Genomic DNA, 13,915 nt, shown 5'->3' on the forward strand with positions numbered 1-13,915 from the left:
GGCGGTCATTCCGTCAGGCCCGGCCGCGATTTTGTAGTTCAGGGGTACGGTTTCTGACGCCAGAATGGCGTCAGCCAATGCGTCCCAGTGGCTGGATGTTGATCTGCGTGGTGAGTTCCTGAAAGGACAGCACCGGCAGATCGGAATAAACGCCTTCGACCAGCTTGCGCACATAGCGCCGGATGTCCATGGACACCACCAGCACCGGCCTTGCCTGGGCTTCATGCAGGTTGCCCACCGCAGCCTTGACCTGGGCGAGAAAGGCATCGCTTTGCGCAGGTTCCAGGGCCAGGTAGCTACCGGCACTGGTCTGACGGATGCCATTGCGGATCATCTCCTCGACCGCCGGGTCTAGCAGGTAGGCCGGCAGCAAGTTGTGGCCACTGGCGTACTTGTAGCAGATGTAGCGTTTGAGGCTGCTGCGCACATATTCGGCCAGCTGCACCACGTCCTTTTCCTTCTGCCCCCATTCGACCAAGGCCTCGAGGATCGAACGCATGTTGCGGATCGAGATGCCCTCGCTCACCAGCCGCTGAAAGACCTCGGTGATTCGTTGCAATGGCAGGATCCGCTGTACCTCCTTGACCAGCTCGGCGTAGCCCTGCTCCATCTGCTCCAGCAGGTAGCGGGTCTCCTGGATGCCGACGAAATCCCCGGCGTATTCGCACAGCACATGGGTCAGGTGCCAGGCAAGCACCTGGTCGACCGCCAGGAAGGCACAGCCGGCACGCTCCAGGCGATCACGCAGGTCCTGCTCCACCCAAAGGCTCGCACGCCCAGGCAAGAGCGCTTCGTCTTCTACGTAGGGCACGCCTACAAGCTCCAGCTGGCTGAGCTTCTCCTGAACCAGAAGACACCCAGGCATCAGCTTGCCTCGCGCCACCGGCACTTCCTGCAACAGGATGCGGTACTCCCCAGGGCCGAGCGCGCTGTTGAAACGCAGGCGGATACCAGGGAACGGCACGCCATGGTCCAGGTAGAGCGCCTGGCGGACCCGCGCCAGTTCATCGTTCAACGAGGCGGCCTCCAGGGCGGCTTGCAACTCGCTGTCCACATCGATGAGCAAGGGCACCGTCAGGGCAAAGGCCTGCGGGTCGGCGCCCATCTTCGCCTTGCCTGCGGGTTTCAGCGCTGGCGCGCCGGCACCATTGGCCAGCAACACCGGCAGACCGCCGCTGTGCTGCTGGTCAGCCTCTTCGACACGCCGCTGGCGGAGTGCCCACCAGCCACCGCCCCCTACCATCAACGCGAGAATGAAGAACGTGACTGTCGGGAAGCCCGGGATGAGACCGAACAACCCCAGCAAGGCGCCACCGATCAGCAGCGCCTTGGGCTGCGCCATGACCTGGCTGCCAATATTCGCCCCCAAGTCATGAGCGCCTTGACCGTCGCGGGTGACGATGATTCCCGCCGTGATGGCGATCAACAACGCCGGCACCTGGCTGACCATGCCGTCACCGACGGTGAGCACCGCGTAGAGCTGCAGCGCATCACCCGCGCTCATGCCCTTCTGCATCACGCCGATGGCCAGCCCTGCCAGCAGGTTGACGATGATGATCACCAACCCGGCGATGGCATCACCCTTGACGAACTTCATCGCGCCATCCATAGCACCGAACATCTGGCTGGCCTTCTCCACCTCGCCACGGCGCTCACGGGCCTCGTTGACGTCGATGACGCCGGCGCGCAGGTCGCCGTCGATGCTCATCTGCTTGCCCGGCATGGCGTCGAGGGAAAACCGCGCGCTGACTTCCGCCACCCGTTCGGCGCCCTTGGTGATGACCAGGAACTGCACGATGGTGATGATCAGGAACAGGATGCAGCCCACCACCAGGTTGCCACCCACCACGAAGTCGCCGAAGGTCTGCACGATCTGCCCGGCATCGGCCTCCAGCAGGATCATCCGCGTGGTGCTGATTGACAGCGCCAGGCGGAACAGCGTGGTGACCAGCAGCACCGAGGGGAACACCGAGAAATGCAGCGGCGAGACCACGTACACCGACATCATCATCAGCACCACGGCGATGGTGATGTTCAGGGCGATCAGCAGGTCCAGCAGCAGGGGCGGCAGCGGCAGGATCATCATGAACACCACCGCCAGCAACATCACGGCCAGCATCAGGTCCTTGCGCGCGCCGATCCGGCCGAGTATCCGGGTCAGCTGATTCATGGGCGTGCCTTGCGAAGCAGGTACTCGGCATAGGTGGCCTGGGCCTGCTCCAACCGGCCGGCCATTTGCTGTGCCTGGCTCAGGCACAGCCACAAGGGCGGCTGCAGCTCGCCTGCGTCACGCAGCGCCAGGCACTGACGCTCGGCCCCCGCCCAATCGCCCAGCTCCAGCGCCACCACCACTGCGGCTCGACACCCGGCGCGATGCTGGGGATCGTCGCACAACAGCACCTCCAGCAACACCCGCGCCCGTTCGGGCCAACCGCATTGCAGATGCAACCAGGCCAACAACTGCAAGACATCCTGCTGTTCGTTCGACAATTTCATGTGTTCACACCTTGAGCAGGACGTTAACGCAGCACTCCAGCGTACGGCGGTCGGCCAGCAGCGCTTGCACCAGTGCCGCCGCCTCTGGGCATCCGGGGGCCTGCGACGCAAGCAGCTGTTCCACTAGCGAGCCCAGTGCTCGGGTAAAATGGTGCGGGTTGTACAGGATGCGCAGTTCATGTCCGGGCCTGGCGTACGCCAGACGCAGGCGTGCCGCCTGATGCTGCGGGTACAGCTCACGCAAGTGCGCCTGCACTGGCTGCCCCGGCATAGGCAGAGCGTCGCATCCTGGCTGGGCAAGCGCCGCGTCGGCTGGCGCCCACGGCAGCGAGAGATCATGGGCCTGCCCGGCCAGCTCGATAACGCTCATGCTGCCAACACCTCGGTGCGTACCCGCATCAGCAAGCGATAGGCCCGGTGCAAGGCCTGCTCGGTCAAACCATGTTCGTCGAGGCCTGCCAGCAGTACCAGACGATCGTTGGCAAGCAGACCACAGCGCAGCAGGCAACCACAGGCCTGGTGTTCGTACACCTGCCTGAGCGCACACCGCATGGCGCGCTCGAGCATCGCCCCGTGCACGTAAAGATCCAGCCACAGCGTCAACTGCCCCGCTAGCCGTTCGAGCTGCAAAACGCCTGCATCTGGTAACTCCAGGCACAGCAACGGTTCCTGCGGTTGCGCTGGCGCCACACCCAAGTCGCGACAGAACTGGGCCACGGCTGCCGTACAAAAGCCCATGCTCATGCCTCCCGCGCGCCACACAGCAACGCCTCCTCATCGTCGACGGCCTGGTCCATGGCCAACTGCGATATCGCCAACAGATGCTCGCGTTGTGCCTCGTCGCTGAAGACTTGCACGGGCAGCAGGCGGAAGATCCGCTGCAACTCCCGCAGGCACTGGATACGATGCACCTGCGGGCCAAGCGGCAACGCCGCGAGCAGGCACTGGATGTCCTGCACCGTCGCCCAGCGTTTGTCGATCAACGCCAGCAGGTCGCTGACCAGGTCAGAAGGTCCGTACGCCACTGGGCTCTCCGGCAAGCTGGCGGAACAGCGCGACAGTGTCGCCTTCCAGTTTCTTGAGCGCCTGCACCAGCTTCATGTCGCTGATGACCTGTTGCAGCTGGTTGCTGTCCAGACTCGAGGACGGCCCATTGATATGGCTGGCCAGGCCGTTGAGCATGAACTGCGCGATATCGCCGATAGCGGCATCGCCAAAGCGCGCCCGCAGCTCATCCCAGGCATGCCTGAGCCCGCGATAGTCGCACAGGAAATCGCAGTACACGCCGCGCAACGCCCCCACTTCGGCCACCCCCTGCGCCTGCGTCGCCTGGGCCAGCGGACCGATCTCGATACCCAGCTCGATCGCCTGGCCGTGGCTCTGCGTCATGGTTGCCATGGCCTGGTCCAGCTTGTCGGCCAAGCCATGCGCATCGACCGACGTGCCCAGCGCATGGCGGGCATAGGCCAGCGCCAGGTAGCGATGACAGGCCTCAGCGGAAAATCCATCCAGGCGGGCCTGCAGCTCACCCGGGGTCAACTGAGGGTGCTGGCGCAGCCAGGCCACCATTTCATCCAGTGAACGACGCTGCACATCCGGCACCTTGGCCAGCATGGCCTCGGCTTCCTGGCCGGCGCGCAACCCTAGCTGGCGCGCATCGGTCACGCGACTGCGGGTACTGAGCCGCGCGTTGGCCAGTGACGAGAACGCCATGGACACCTCCTCCGCCATACTGGCCTGCTGCGCCATCGGTGCCACCTGCCGCGCTTGCAAGGCCGGCTGTCCCTGCGCCTCCCAACCGGGCACCATGGCCAGCACCGGTTCACTCCGTAAAAAGCCGACGCCTTCGCTCATCTCCACCTCGTCGTCGCATCAAAGAATGAGCGCCATGCTAGAGGCAAGCTCAGCGCCCCACTGTTGCTGCTGGCCGCTTCTTTTTAGCCTGTCGCCAGGCGCGGCAGTGATCGACCGAAAACTAAAAATATGCGCCTTACAGTGAAATCCGCCGCGGGGCAGGCTACCTAGAATGGCGCCCATCATTCGCGCTGCAACCTTTCCCATGCCGCCATCGCTGCTCCAGACTCCCCAGGCCCTGCTGGCCGCCGTGAACAACGCCACCTTGGTGCAGGTCAACGGCAAGGTCACCCAGATCACCGGCACCCTGATCCGCGCTTTGGCGCCCGGCGTGCAGGTCGGCGAGCTATGCCGTCTGCGCAGGCCGGGCGGCCTGCCTGAACTGTTGGCCGAAGTCATCGGCCTGCAGCAGGACCAGGCGCTGCTCGCTCCGCTGGGCGACATGCAGGGGCTGTGCACGCGCACCGAGGTCTGCCCCACCGGTGGCATGCACCGAGTGGGGGTAGGTGAGCATTTGCTGGGGACGGTGCTGGATGGCCTGGGCAACCCGCTCGACGGCAGCGCGCCGGCTGCACCACAAGCCTGGTACCCCGTGCATCGGGACGCGCCATCACCACTGAGCCGCAAGCTGGTCGATGCCCCCTTGAGCCTGGGCGTGCGCTGTATCGATGGCCTGCTCACCTGTGCCGAAGGGCAACGCACAGGCATCTTCGCCCCCGCCGGTGGCGGCAAGAGCACCCTGCTGGCCACGCTGCTGCGCAACGCCGACGCGGACGTGATCGTGCTCGCCCTGATCGGCGAGCGCGGCCGCGAGGTACGTGAATTCATTCACTACGAACTCGGCGAGCACGGCCTGCGCCGTGCGGTGCTGGTGGTCGCGACCTCTGACCGCCCGGCCATGGAACGCGCCCGGGCGGCCTTCGTCGCCACCAGCGTCGCCGAATATTTCCGCGACCAGGGTAACAAGGTGCTGTTGATGATGGACTCCCTGACCCGCTTCGCCCGGGCCCAGCGGGAGATCGGCCTGGCCGCGGGCGAACCACCGACCCGGCGCGGCTTCCCGCCTTCGGTGTTCGCCCAGCTGCCGCGCCTGCTGGAGCGTGCCGGGCAATCAGCCAAGGGCTCGATCACCGCGCTTTATACGGTGCTCGTTGAAGGCGACGACCTGAACGAGCCGATCGCCGAGGAAACCCGTTCGATCCTCGACGGCCATATCGTCCTGTCCCAGGCCTTGGCAGCCGCCAACCACTACCCGGCCATCGACGTGCTGCGTTCGGTCAGCCGGGTCATGAACCAGGTGGTCAGCCCGGAACACCGTGCCGCCGCCGGCCGACTGCGCGAATGGATGGCCCGATATGAGGAAGTCGAACTGCTGCTCAGGGTCGGTGAATACACGCAGGGCCAGGATCCGCTCGCGGACCAGGCCATCGGCAAACGCGAAGCCATCCGCTCCTGGCTGTGCCAGCCTTGCGACGAAAACGTCTCGCTGCGACAAAGCCTCGACCAATTGCTGGAGATTACCCGATGCCCCTGACCGCCCTTGCGAAAATCAAGCAACGCAGACTTGAGCGGGCCGAGCGTGAAGCGCGAAGCCAACTGGCCCGTCTACAGGCGGCAGAGCAAGCCGAAGCAGAGGCCATCGATGCGCACCTGGCGTTTCAACGCGGATCCCGCGAAGAACAACAGCGCCTGTTCGCCGCGCATGTCGGCCAGTTGATCGACTGTCGTGCCTTGGAGCACTGGCGCCGGCAGGTCGGTCTGCTCGGTGAGCGTGAAGCGAGCCTGCATGGGCAAGTCTTTGCCTGCGAGAAGGCACTGGCGCGGCAGAACACGGCGCACCAGCAGGCCCAAGCGCAGCTCGCCCAGACTCGGCAAAAAAGGGACAGCTTCGTCCAACTGCGGGACGAGGCACACCAACGTGCCACTCGGCTGGCGGAATGCAGGCAGGAGCTCGAGTTGGAGGAGCACTGTTCACACGGTGGCTTGCAACCATGAAGACCTTGCCTGTGCCTGCATTATTGCCCCCCTCGACTGACACGCCTCGCTCGCCTCCCCGGAACAGCCAGCGGCTGTTGTTCGAACAGCTGCTGCTACCACCACCAGAAAGACGGGCCATGCCTCGGGAATCTGGCCATCTGAGCCTTGGCTACCCGTTGCTGCCCGCCCTGCCCCGGGCGGACCACTGTCCACCTGTGCCTGCACCACCCGCGCTCACCGAGGATGCTGTCAGTCATCCGCTCACCTCGACGACGCCCGAAGAAATCGAGGCGCCCGGGCCGACGGTCCAGAGCATGCCCGAGGCCATGCATCGAGACATTCGCGAGCACGCCGACAACCCGCCAAGTCGCCTGCAATCACATGAAAGCGCCATACCTGCCCCGGTTCATGCCGTGACCTGTGAACGTGCAGTGGTAGACAGGGTAATGTCCTCGCCAGGCATCACACTCACCGAAGACCTGCAGACACTGGTGGATCGCCTGCAATTGCAAGTGCTCGGTTGCAAGGCCGACAACCGTGAATTGACCCTGCTGCGTGCTCGGTTGCCGCAGCTGGGACCTGTCGAGGTGCACATGCGCCATGCAGGCACAGGCTTGCAGGTGGAGATCCAGGCCGCGCCAGCGAGTCTGCGGCAATTGCAGGTGGCTTGCACGGACCTGCTGGATCGCCTGCAACGGCTTGATCCTGCGCAGCAGGTCAGCCTCGGGTTTGCCGCCAACGGCGGCGGCGAGCAGGGCTCACGCAATCGGCGCCACGTGCTCGACGAGTGGTGGCCCGAACCATGAACCCAGCGAGCTTCCCATCCGCTAACGAACAGGAGCTGCACCTGCAGCGACTGCTGAGCCATCGCCAACGCAACTATGTCGACGCAGAGCGCCAGGCCTTGCTGGACATCGCCGTTTGCGAAGTCGACCCCGACTTGGCCGTGCTGGTCGATTGGCAGGGCGTGTCGGCGCGCCTGCTGTGCCGTCGGCAGCAACTGGCGCTATGGCTGGCGCCGCATTTGCAGGAAGCCGACTTCGCCAGCCTGCCGGCGCCATTGCAACTGGCGTTGCTGCAACGGGACAGCCCTTGGATACCGGGCCTGCAATGCCTGGGTATCGAACCGGCAGGTGACTATCAGGGCTGGCCCTGCCTGCAAGTATCGCTGAAGCATGCCGCAAGCGCCCTGACCTGTTGGGTGCAGGGCGATCCTGAGCGCCTGCTGGCCAGATTGCCGCTGCGCCCGTTGCGCGAACGCCTGAACATCGCGCTGAACCTCTCGCTGCAATGGCGCCCTCTCGAGCTGTCGCTGCACGAGCTGCGTGGCCTCGGCATGGGCGACATCCTGCTGCTGCCCGCCGCCGCGCCAGTGCCAACCCGGTTGCTCGGCGTGCTCGACGGCCACCCCTGGGCAGAACTGCTGCTCGACGACACACATCTGGAGCTAGTCCGCATGCACGATTCGTTACCGCTGCCCGATACCGCACTGGGGGAACTGGAGCAATTGCCGATTGCGGTCAGTTTCGAGGTCGGTCGCCAGACCCTCGAGCTGCACACTCTGTCGACCCTGCAGCCTGGCGCCCTGATCGAGCTGCACAGCCCGCTGGCGGCCGAGGTGCGCATTCTCGCCAACCAGCGCTGTATCGGCAGCGGACTGCTGGTGCGCATCGACGGCCGCCTCGGGGTACGCGTGACCCGGCTGCTGGAAAACGACCCGACATGATCCAGTTGCCGGACGAACTGAGCCTGATCCTTGGCCTTGCGCTGCTGTCGCTGGCCCCCTTCATCGCGGTCATGGCCACCTCGTTCCTGAAGATGACCGTTGTCTTCTCGCTACTGCGCAACGCCCTGGGTGTGCAGCAGATCCCACCCAACATGGCCCTGTATGGCCTGGCGATCATTCTCAGTATCTACGTCATGGCGCCGGTGGGTATGGCCACCTACGACTACCTGAATGCCCATGAGACGGCCCTCGGTGATGCCGACTCGATCGAACGTTTTCTCGACGAAGGTCTGGGGCCATTTCGCACGTTCCTCGACAAACATGTCAACGAACGCGAGCGCGCCTTCTTCCTCGACAGCACCCGCCAGTTGTGGCCCAGCCACTACGCCGAACAGGTCGACGGCAACAGCCTGCTCGTCCTGCTGCCCGCGTTCACCATCAGCGAACTGACCCGGGCCTTCGAGATCGGTTTCCTGATCTACCTGCCGTTCATCGCCATCGACCTGATCATTTCCAACATCCTGCTGGCCATGGGGATGATGATGGTGTCGCCCGTGACCATCTCGCTACCATTCAAGCTGTTGCTGTTTGTCCTGCTCGATGGCTGGGGGCGCCTCTCCCATGGCCTGGTGCTGAGCTACGGGGGCTGATATGAGCAGTACCGAAGTCCTGCACTTCGCCAGCCAGGCGCTGTGGCTGGTATTGATCCTGTCCCTGCCGACGGTGCTGATGGCCGCGCTGGTGGGTACCCTGGTGTCGTTGGTCCAGGCGCTGACCCAGGTGCAGGAACAGACCCTGGGCTTCGTCGCCAAGCTGGTCGCGGTGGTCGTTACCCTGTTCGTCACGGCCGACTGGATGGGCAGCGAGCTCTACCGCTACACCGACCTGATGCTCGAGCGAGTCCTGTGGGTGCGATGACTGCCCAGGCCCTAGAACAGGCCCTGCTGAACTTCAGCCTGATCCTGCCCAGGCTGTTCAGCTGCTTCATCGTGCTGCCGATCCTCGGCAAGCAGGTACTGGGCGGCGCATTGGTACGCAATGGCGTGGCGTGCTCGCTGGCGCTGTTCATCTACCCCAGCGTGGCGGGCACGCTGCCGCCAGGCCTGGATGGTCTGCAACTGGGGCTGCTCATTGGCAAGGAAGTGCTGCTCGGCTTGCTCCTCGGGTTCATCGTGTGCATCCCGTTCTGGGCGCTTGAGGCCTGCGGCTTTCTCATCGACAACCAACGCGGCGCGACCCTGGCGTCCACCCTCAACCCGCTGCTGGGCAGCCAGACCAGCCCCACCGGAGCGCTGCTGCTGCAGACCCTGGTCACCCTGTTCTTCACCGGTGGCGCCTTCCTGGGACTGCTCGGCGCATTGCTGGGCAGCTACGCCAGCTGGCCGGTGGCAAGCTATTACCCACGGATCAGCGACCAGTGGAACGCGTTCTTCCTGGCCCAGTTTGGCTACCTGATGACCCTGTGCATACTGTTCGCCGCCCCCCTGCTGATCGCCATGTTCCTCGCCGAGTTCGGCCTGGCACTCATCAGCCGTTTCGCCCCCACGCTGAACGTGTTCATCCTGTCCATGCCGATCAAGAGCCTGGTCTGCAGCGCGTTGCTGGTGCCCTACCTGTACCTGCTGATGGCGCAGGCCCAGGATCAGGTATTTAGCGCGCTGCACGCGGTGCGCCTGCTCGGTCCCTTGCTGGAGCAGCCATGAGCACGGAGAAGACCGAACATCCCACTCGGGCCAAATTGCGCGATGCACGACATAAGGGCCAGGTGGTCAAGAGCAAGGAACTGGTATCCAGCATGCTGATCCTGAGCCTGGCCGTGTTACCCCTGGGCTTTCCCAACTACTTCCTCAGACACCTGCGAGCGCTGATGCTGCTGCCTGATCCCCTGCTCCACCTGCCTTTTCGCCAGGCATTGGAGCTGATGCTGCAGCAGTTGCTGCACGAACTGCTGTGGCTCACCCTGCCGTTCCTGCTGACCACATTGATTGCCGCCAGCGCGGGCAACCTGCTGCAGACCGGCTGGGTGTTCAGCACGCAGCCGCTCTCACCCGAGCTGAAGAAGGTCAGCCCGCTCGAGGGGATGAAGCGAATCTTCTCGGTCAGGAACCTGCTCGACTTCTTCAAATCTTTGCTCAAGGTACTGTTGCTCGGCGCACTGGTGCTCGGCCTGCTCAGCGACAACCTGCATGCGTTGCTGCAGGTCCCGCTGTGCGGTATCGGCTGCATCCTGCCTGTGCTGGGCAGCCTGCTGGGCCAGCTGATCGGCGTCTGTGCCGTTGGTTTCATGGCGATTTCGGCGGCCGACTACGGCCTGGAGCGCAGGCAGCATCATCGGCAGTTGCGCATGAGCAAGGATGAGGTCAAGCGTGAGCACAAGGAGCAGGAAGGCGCGCCAGAGCTCAAGCTCGAGCGCCGCAAACGCCACCGTGAACTGCAGCAAGGAACGTTGCGTGCGGACGTCAGGCGTTCGTCGGTCATCGTCACCAACCCGACCCACATCGCCGTGGGCCTGCGCTACGAGGCCGGGGAAACCCCGTTGCCGCTGGTCACCCTGAAGTACACCGACGAGCAAGCCCTGCGGGTGCGCCGGATCGCCGAGGAAGAAGGCGTGCCGGTGCTGGAACGCATCCCCCTGGCCCAGGCGCTGTTCGCGGACAGCCTGGAGGAGCAGTACATCCCCGGCGAGCTTATCCAGCCGGTCGCCGAGGTGATCCGCTGGTTGCAGGCGCAAGAGAAGACGCCGCCGGCCTGAACAGGTTGTGCCCGTTTCCGCAGGCCTTGGGGCCAGGTGCTATACCAAGATCCCACGCTGCGGCAATGGCCGGCGCACGGGCAAGATGTCCTCCCGCACAGACGCTCGAGCAGGCTGACGAAGCTGCGCCCAGAATACCTGGAGCAGCGCATCACGCTCCTGGTCATCGCGGATAGCCCGCGCAGCGGCGGCCAGCACCGCCCCATGGCCATGTTCGAGCAGGTTCATGCGTATCCAGCCTCATTATCAGGAACTCCCTGCAACAACGCCCGCTGCAAAGCGCTCAGTTGCCCCTCGATGCTGGCGTCGATGACGCAACCTTCGGTTTCCAGTCGGCAACCACCGCGTGCAAGCCCAGCATCACCGCAGATTTCCAGGGGGCCCGCGTCGGGAAACCGCGCGAGTATTTCATCGATACGCAGGCGAACCTCCGGCACCTGGTCAGGGCGCACGTGCAGGATCAGCTCCTCCCGTGGGCGAACCTGAGCCAACGCCTGACGTGTGGCCGCCAGCGTCAGCTCGATGTCCGGGTATGCCCCCAGCACCTTGCCCACCGCCTGGTACACCACCTCGCTCATCTGTCGATCGGCCCGGCGATAGAACTCGGCACAGCGCAATCGCACACTGTGCATCAACGCCGCCTGCTCGACCGCGGCCATTTCCAGCCCGACCTCCCGCCCAAGCCGATGCTGCGCCTCGAGCACCGCGTCGGCCTGGGCTTCGATGTCGCTGGCACGCTGGCGGGCGCTTTCGGTCAATGCGCCGGCTTCGAGAAAGCGCTGGTAGTCGGCGCCGCGCAACACGGTACAGCCTGGTTCGACCATCGGCCGGCAATCATTCAGTTCAATAAATGGCAACATTCCGGGCTCCTGTCTTGGGCCACTTTCAGGCAAAGGGTGCGCGCCAGGGCGCGCTGATCGTCGCTCATCGGCCAGGTCGGCAATGCCTCGGTGCCAGGCAGTCGCAGGGCCAGGCGCCGGGCAAAACCGGGATCGGTACAACCGCAGGCCTGTAGCCAGAACGCCAGGCCCTGCACGGGCAGCTCCACCTCCAGCACGCCGCTTGGCAGCGCCTGCTGCCAGCCTGGCGGCCATGGGCCGATGATCAGCCGCCATTTCTCCAGGCAGTAGCGCAGGCCTTGATCGCCGAGCGCGTGCCGCAAGCGCATCTGGCCGGCTCGGTCGAGCAGTCGCACAATGGCCTGGCCATGCAACAAGCCACCAACAGAGGCCAGAACGCGTTCGAACGCTGGCTGCGGATAGAGGGCCAGCCCACCCAGCCGCTCCGGTATTTCAAAGGGTTCGCTCAGGTCCAGCGCCGACAGCAACCAACCATTGATCGAGCTGTCCCGGCGCCAGTCTGGCAAGGCCTGGGCCACCTGCCGCAAAGGTTCCGGGCAATGAGCCTGATGCAGGTAACGCGCCGGGCAGTAGCGAAGCTGAAATGAGGTCATGCTCATGCCCGCTGGCGCCACCACAGGTACTGCGCGAGATTGCTCAGCACCAGCATCCCCAGCAACGCCCCGACCAGCGCCAGAAGACGCAGGCGCGACCCCTCCAGTACGTGAATCGACAATAGCGTCGCATGACGCTCGCCCGGCCACAGCTGGCGAGCCTGCGTGGAAGGCACCAGCACCACACTGATGCGGTCGTAGTCGAGGCCTTCGATGCTGTTGCTCAACAGCTGCTTCATCTGCCCGATGTACAGGTCCAGCGCCGCGTCCGCCGCATGCTTGATGAAGATCGACGCCGAAGCCGCGCGTGCCGATGCCCGCAGGCTATCGCGGGGCTCAGGCAACACCACATGCACCCGCGCCACCAGCACGCCATCGATTTCCGACAGGGTGCGCGACAGTTCCTGGGACTTCACATAGGTCAGCCGCGCGTGCTCCTCCAGTGGCGACGAGATCAGGCTGTCCCGGGGGAACACATCACTGACTGTGGAGAAGATCTCCCGTGGATAGCCCTGACGCTTGAGCGCGGCCACCGCATGGCCGATGTCAGCCTCGCCGATCAGGATCTTCACCTTGCCGTCCTTGTCCTGCGCCTTCACCGCATCGATGCCCTCGGCATCCAGCACCGCGAGCATTTCGTTGGCTTCGCGCTGGCCGAGGCCCAGGTACAGCTCGACCTTGCACCCGCCCAGCACCAGTACTGTCACAAGCAGCAAGCACTGCCATGGGTTCTTCACGGGGTACCTACTGGGCTTTCATGAGGGTTTCGATATTCTGCGTGGTGCGTCCCACGCCCTTGGCAATCAGCTCGACCTGCAGGTTGGTACGTATCAATGCCCAATGGGCATCCATCAATGCCATCGGATCACCTACGCCCGAGACCAGGCTAGCATGCGCGCCCTGCCTGGCTTCGGCATGCTGCTGGCCGAGCTGTGCGACTTTGTGCAACACCCCCTCCTCAGGGCTGCCGGCACTGCTGGATAGCGCCTGCTCGAACTCGGCCACCTGGCGGGAGTCGACGTCCGGTGCCACCAGGGACTGCAGATCGGTGACCACACGGGTCACCTCGGCAATGCCACTCATGTGTCGCTCTCCACTGTGAAGGAATCGTTGAGCAGGTCCATCGCCATGGCGAGCACCTGCAGACGCTGTTGCTCTGCCAATGCCGAGCCCCGCCTCTGCTCCGGGGCGCCTGGCGCCTGCTCGACCAGGCATGCCTGAAACGCAGCAGCGTCCCGATCCGCAGGAACGGGCTGCGGGATCGAAGCTACTTGCGCACTCGTCAACAGGGACATGGTCAACCCGTTCATGCCACCACCTGGGCGCGCATACCCTCGGCAAACCGGATCAGTTCGCAATCCTCGCTCTGCGCCATGCGCTCAAGGCGCCTTTCCAGCGCCGCCATGTAGCCCAGCTGGCGCTCGCACAGCGCCAGCCACGGGCCGAGGGATGGCCAGGAGGCCTGATTGCCTTCTGCCAGGGCCTCTTCGCAGCGTCCCGCCCCCATCAGGCCGGCGATACGTATCACACAGGCAGCTTCCCTGGTTTCCTGCTGCCGGGCCAGCCAACGCGCAATCGCCATCGCTTCGTCATGGTGATGGTGCTCGACACCCAGCAAGCCCAGGCGCGCCATCAGATTGTTCACCGAGTACTCCAT

General features: G+C 64.5%; 21 protein-coding genes. 8 read left to right on the forward strand and 13 right to left on the reverse strand.

Going from position 1 to position 13,915, the window contains the following annotated elements:
- Positions 1–70: 70 nt before the first annotated feature.
- From sctV to KHO27_RS12810, 6 genes are read right to left on the reverse strand one after another with little or no spacing between them, the layout of a single operon-like run.
- Complete coding sequence (gene sctV / locus KHO27_RS12785) at positions 71–2,170, reverse strand: type III secretion system export apparatus subunit SctV (RefSeq protein ID WP_110700830.1); 2,100 nt, start codon at positions 2,168–2,170, stop codon at positions 71–73.
- A complete protein-coding gene (gene sctY, locus KHO27_RS12790) occupies positions 2,167–2,496 on the reverse strand; it encodes a type III secretion apparatus assembly chaperone SctY (RefSeq protein WP_110700832.1) in 330 nt (109 codons plus the stop codon). Before sctY ends, sctV begins: the two co-directional genes overlap by 4 nt.
- A gap of 4 nt (positions 2,497–2,500) precedes the next feature.
- On the reverse strand, positions 2,501–2,866 hold the full coding sequence (sctX, locus tag KHO27_RS12795; protein ID WP_158539570.1) for a type III secretion apparatus assembly protein SctX: 366 nt from the start codon (positions 2,864–2,866) through the stop codon (positions 2,501–2,503).
- Positions 2,863–3,234: a type III secretion system chaperone family protein gene (locus KHO27_RS12800; RefSeq protein ID WP_158539569.1), complete on the reverse strand. Its 372-nt coding sequence runs from the start codon at positions 3,232–3,234 to the stop codon at positions 2,863–2,865. Before KHO27_RS12800 ends, sctX begins: the two co-directional genes overlap by 4 nt.
- A gap of 2 nt (positions 3,235–3,236) precedes the next feature.
- The gene (locus tag KHO27_RS12805; protein WP_110700836.1) at positions 3,237–3,521 is read right to left on the reverse strand and encodes a TyeA family type III secretion system gatekeeper subunit; all 285 of its coding nucleotides are present in this window, start codon (positions 3,519–3,521) and stop codon (positions 3,237–3,239) included.
- Entirely contained in the window at positions 3,502–4,350 is an 849-nt protein-coding gene (locus tag KHO27_RS12810) for an HrpJ domain-containing protein (RefSeq protein WP_110700838.1), read from the reverse strand. The genes KHO27_RS12805 and KHO27_RS12810 overlap by 20 nt, the downstream gene beginning before the upstream one ends.
- Before the next feature lie 205 nt (positions 4,351–4,555).
- Here KHO27_RS12810 and sctN point away from each other — a divergent pair, with 205 nt between their 5' ends.
- The 8 genes from sctN to sctU all read left to right on the forward strand — a co-directional run bounded on the left by sctN (position 4,556) and on the right by sctU (position 10,805).
- Positions 4,556–5,884 carry a type III secretion system ATPase SctN gene (sctN, locus tag KHO27_RS12815; RefSeq protein WP_214501931.1) on the forward strand — a complete coding sequence of 443 codons (1,329 nt, stop codon included), beginning with the start codon at positions 4,556–4,558 and terminating at the stop codon, positions 5,882–5,884.
- Positions 5,875–6,345, forward strand: a complete 471-nt coding sequence (gene sctO, locus KHO27_RS12820; RefSeq protein WP_111533044.1) for a type III secretion system stalk subunit SctO — start codon at positions 5,875–5,877, stop codon at positions 6,343–6,345. Before sctN ends, sctO begins: the two co-directional genes overlap by 10 nt.
- Positions 6,346–6,464: 119 nt before the next feature.
- A complete protein-coding gene (locus KHO27_RS12825; protein ID WP_181427709.1) occupies positions 6,465–7,133 on the forward strand; it encodes a type III secretion system needle length determinant in 669 nt (222 codons plus the stop codon).
- Complete coding sequence (sctQ, locus tag KHO27_RS12830; protein WP_214501932.1) at positions 7,130–8,053, forward strand: type III secretion system cytoplasmic ring protein SctQ; 924 nt, start codon at positions 7,130–7,132, stop codon at positions 8,051–8,053. The genes KHO27_RS12825 and sctQ overlap by 4 nt, the downstream gene beginning before the upstream one ends.
- The gene (sctR, locus tag KHO27_RS12835) at positions 8,050–8,703 is read left to right on the forward strand and encodes a type III secretion system export apparatus subunit SctR (RefSeq protein ID WP_214501933.1); all 654 of its coding nucleotides are present in this window, start codon (positions 8,050–8,052) and stop codon (positions 8,701–8,703) included. The genes sctQ and sctR overlap by 4 nt, the downstream gene beginning before the upstream one ends.
- A 1-nt stretch (position 8,704) precedes the next feature.
- Positions 8,705–8,971 carry a type III secretion system export apparatus subunit SctS gene (gene sctS / locus KHO27_RS12840; protein ID WP_214501934.1) on the forward strand — a complete coding sequence of 89 codons (267 nt, stop codon included), beginning with the start codon at positions 8,705–8,707 and terminating at the stop codon, positions 8,969–8,971.
- Entirely contained in the window at positions 8,968–9,756 is a 789-nt protein-coding gene (sctT, locus tag KHO27_RS12845; protein ID WP_110701004.1) for a type III secretion system export apparatus subunit SctT, read from the forward strand. Before sctS ends, sctT begins: the two co-directional genes overlap by 4 nt.
- Positions 9,753–10,805: a type III secretion system export apparatus subunit SctU gene (sctU, locus tag KHO27_RS12850; RefSeq protein WP_214501935.1), complete on the forward strand. Its 1,053-nt coding sequence runs from the start codon at positions 9,753–9,755 to the stop codon at positions 10,803–10,805. Before sctT ends, sctU begins: the two co-directional genes overlap by 4 nt.
- Positions 10,806–10,844: 39 nt before the next feature.
- On the opposite strand, the gene KHO27_RS12855 is transcribed toward sctU, so the two are convergent.
- The 7 genes from KHO27_RS12855 to KHO27_RS12885 are packed head-to-tail and all read right to left on the reverse strand — an operon-like array spanning position 10,845 to position 13,903.
- Positions 10,845–11,033, reverse strand: coding sequence for a hypothetical protein (locus KHO27_RS12855; RefSeq protein WP_110700852.1), 189 nt, complete (start codon positions 11,031–11,033; stop codon positions 10,845–10,847).
- A complete protein-coding gene (locus KHO27_RS12860) occupies positions 11,030–11,665 on the reverse strand; it encodes an HrpE/YscL family type III secretion apparatus protein (RefSeq protein WP_110700854.1) in 636 nt (211 codons plus the stop codon). Before KHO27_RS12860 ends, KHO27_RS12855 begins: the two co-directional genes overlap by 4 nt.
- On the reverse strand, positions 11,644–12,258 hold the full coding sequence (locus KHO27_RS12865) for a SctK family type III secretion system sorting platform protein (RefSeq protein ID WP_250888446.1): 615 nt from the start codon (positions 12,256–12,258) through the stop codon (positions 11,644–11,646). Before KHO27_RS12865 ends, KHO27_RS12860 begins: the two co-directional genes overlap by 22 nt.
- Before the next feature lie 2 nt (positions 12,259–12,260).
- On the reverse strand, positions 12,261–12,995 hold the full coding sequence (gene sctJ, locus KHO27_RS12870; protein WP_214501937.1) for a type III secretion system inner membrane ring lipoprotein SctJ: 735 nt from the start codon (positions 12,993–12,995) through the stop codon (positions 12,261–12,263).
- A 7-nt stretch (positions 12,996–13,002) separates the two neighbouring features.
- Positions 13,003–13,341: a type III secretion system inner rod subunit SctI gene (sctI, locus tag KHO27_RS12875; protein ID WP_110700860.1), complete on the reverse strand. Its 339-nt coding sequence runs from the start codon at positions 13,339–13,341 to the stop codon at positions 13,003–13,005.
- Complete coding sequence (locus KHO27_RS12880; protein WP_214501938.1) at positions 13,338–13,568, reverse strand: hypothetical protein; 231 nt, start codon at positions 13,566–13,568, stop codon at positions 13,338–13,340. Before KHO27_RS12880 ends, sctI begins: the two co-directional genes overlap by 4 nt.
- Positions 13,565–13,903 (reverse strand): YscG family type III secretion system chaperone, encoded by a 339-nt coding sequence (locus KHO27_RS12885; RefSeq protein ID WP_250888447.1) that lies wholly within the window; start codon positions 13,901–13,903, stop codon positions 13,565–13,567. Before KHO27_RS12885 ends, KHO27_RS12880 begins: the two co-directional genes overlap by 4 nt.
- Between the last annotated feature and the right edge of the window lie 12 nt (positions 13,904–13,915).

This window comes from Pseudomonas sp. RC3H12 (genome assembly GCF_018596375.1).
Lineage (GTDB): Bacteria > Pseudomonadota > Gammaproteobacteria > Pseudomonadales > Pseudomonadaceae > Aquipseudomonas.

Coding starts and splice junctions, on each gene's coding strand:
- KHO27_RS12825 (WP_181427709.1), top strand. CDS start 6,465: ATGCCTCGGGAATCTGGCCATCTGAGCCTTGGCTACCCGTTGCTGCCC.
- sctO (WP_111533044.1), top strand. CDS start 5,875: ATGCCCCTGACCGCCCTTGCGAAAATCAAGCAACGCAGACTTGAGCGG.
- sctU (WP_214501935.1), top strand. CDS start 9,753: ATGAGCACGGAGAAGACCGAACATCCCACTCGGGCCAAATTGCGCGAT.
- sctN (WP_214501931.1), top strand. CDS start 4,556: ATGCCGCCATCGCTGCTCCAGACTCCCCAGGCCCTGCTGGCCGCCGTG.
- KHO27_RS12865 (WP_250888446.1), bottom strand. CDS start 12,258: ATGACCTCATTTCAGCTTCGCTACTGCCCGGCGCGTTACCTGCATCAG.
- sctQ (WP_214501932.1), top strand. CDS start 7,130: ATGAACCCAGCGAGCTTCCCATCCGCTAACGAACAGGAGCTGCACCTG.
- KHO27_RS12860 (WP_110700854.1), bottom strand. CDS start 11,665: ATGTTGCCATTTATTGAACTGAATGATTGCCGGCCGATGGTCGAACCA.
- KHO27_RS12810 (WP_110700838.1), bottom strand. CDS start 4,350: ATGAGCGAAGGCGTCGGCTTTTTACGGAGTGAACCGGTGCTGGCCATG.
- KHO27_RS12855 (WP_110700852.1), bottom strand. CDS start 11,033: ATGAACCTGCTCGAACATGGCCATGGGGCGGTGCTGGCCGCCGCTGCG.
- sctY (WP_110700832.1), bottom strand. CDS start 2,496: ATGAAATTGTCGAACGAACAGCAGGATGTCTTGCAGTTGTTGGCCTGG.
- sctT (WP_110701004.1), top strand. CDS start 8,968: ATGACTGCCCAGGCCCTAGAACAGGCCCTGCTGAACTTCAGCCTGATC.
- sctV (WP_110700830.1), bottom strand. CDS start 2,170: ATGAATCAGCTGACCCGGATACTCGGCCGGATCGGCGCGCGCAAGGAC.
- sctI (WP_110700860.1), bottom strand. CDS start 13,341: ATGAGTGGCATTGCCGAGGTGACCCGTGTGGTCACCGATCTGCAGTCC.
- KHO27_RS12800 (WP_158539569.1), bottom strand. CDS start 3,234: ATGGGCTTTTGTACGGCAGCCGTGGCCCAGTTCTGTCGCGACTTGGGT.
- sctR (WP_214501933.1), top strand. CDS start 8,050: ATGATCCAGTTGCCGGACGAACTGAGCCTGATCCTTGGCCTTGCGCTG.
- sctX (WP_158539570.1), bottom strand. CDS start 2,866: ATGAGCGTTATCGAGCTGGCCGGGCAGGCCCATGATCTCTCGCTGCCG.
- KHO27_RS12880 (WP_214501938.1), bottom strand. CDS start 13,568: ATGAACGGGTTGACCATGTCCCTGTTGACGAGTGCGCAAGTAGCTTCG.
- sctS (WP_214501934.1), top strand. CDS start 8,705: ATGAGCAGTACCGAAGTCCTGCACTTCGCCAGCCAGGCGCTGTGGCTG.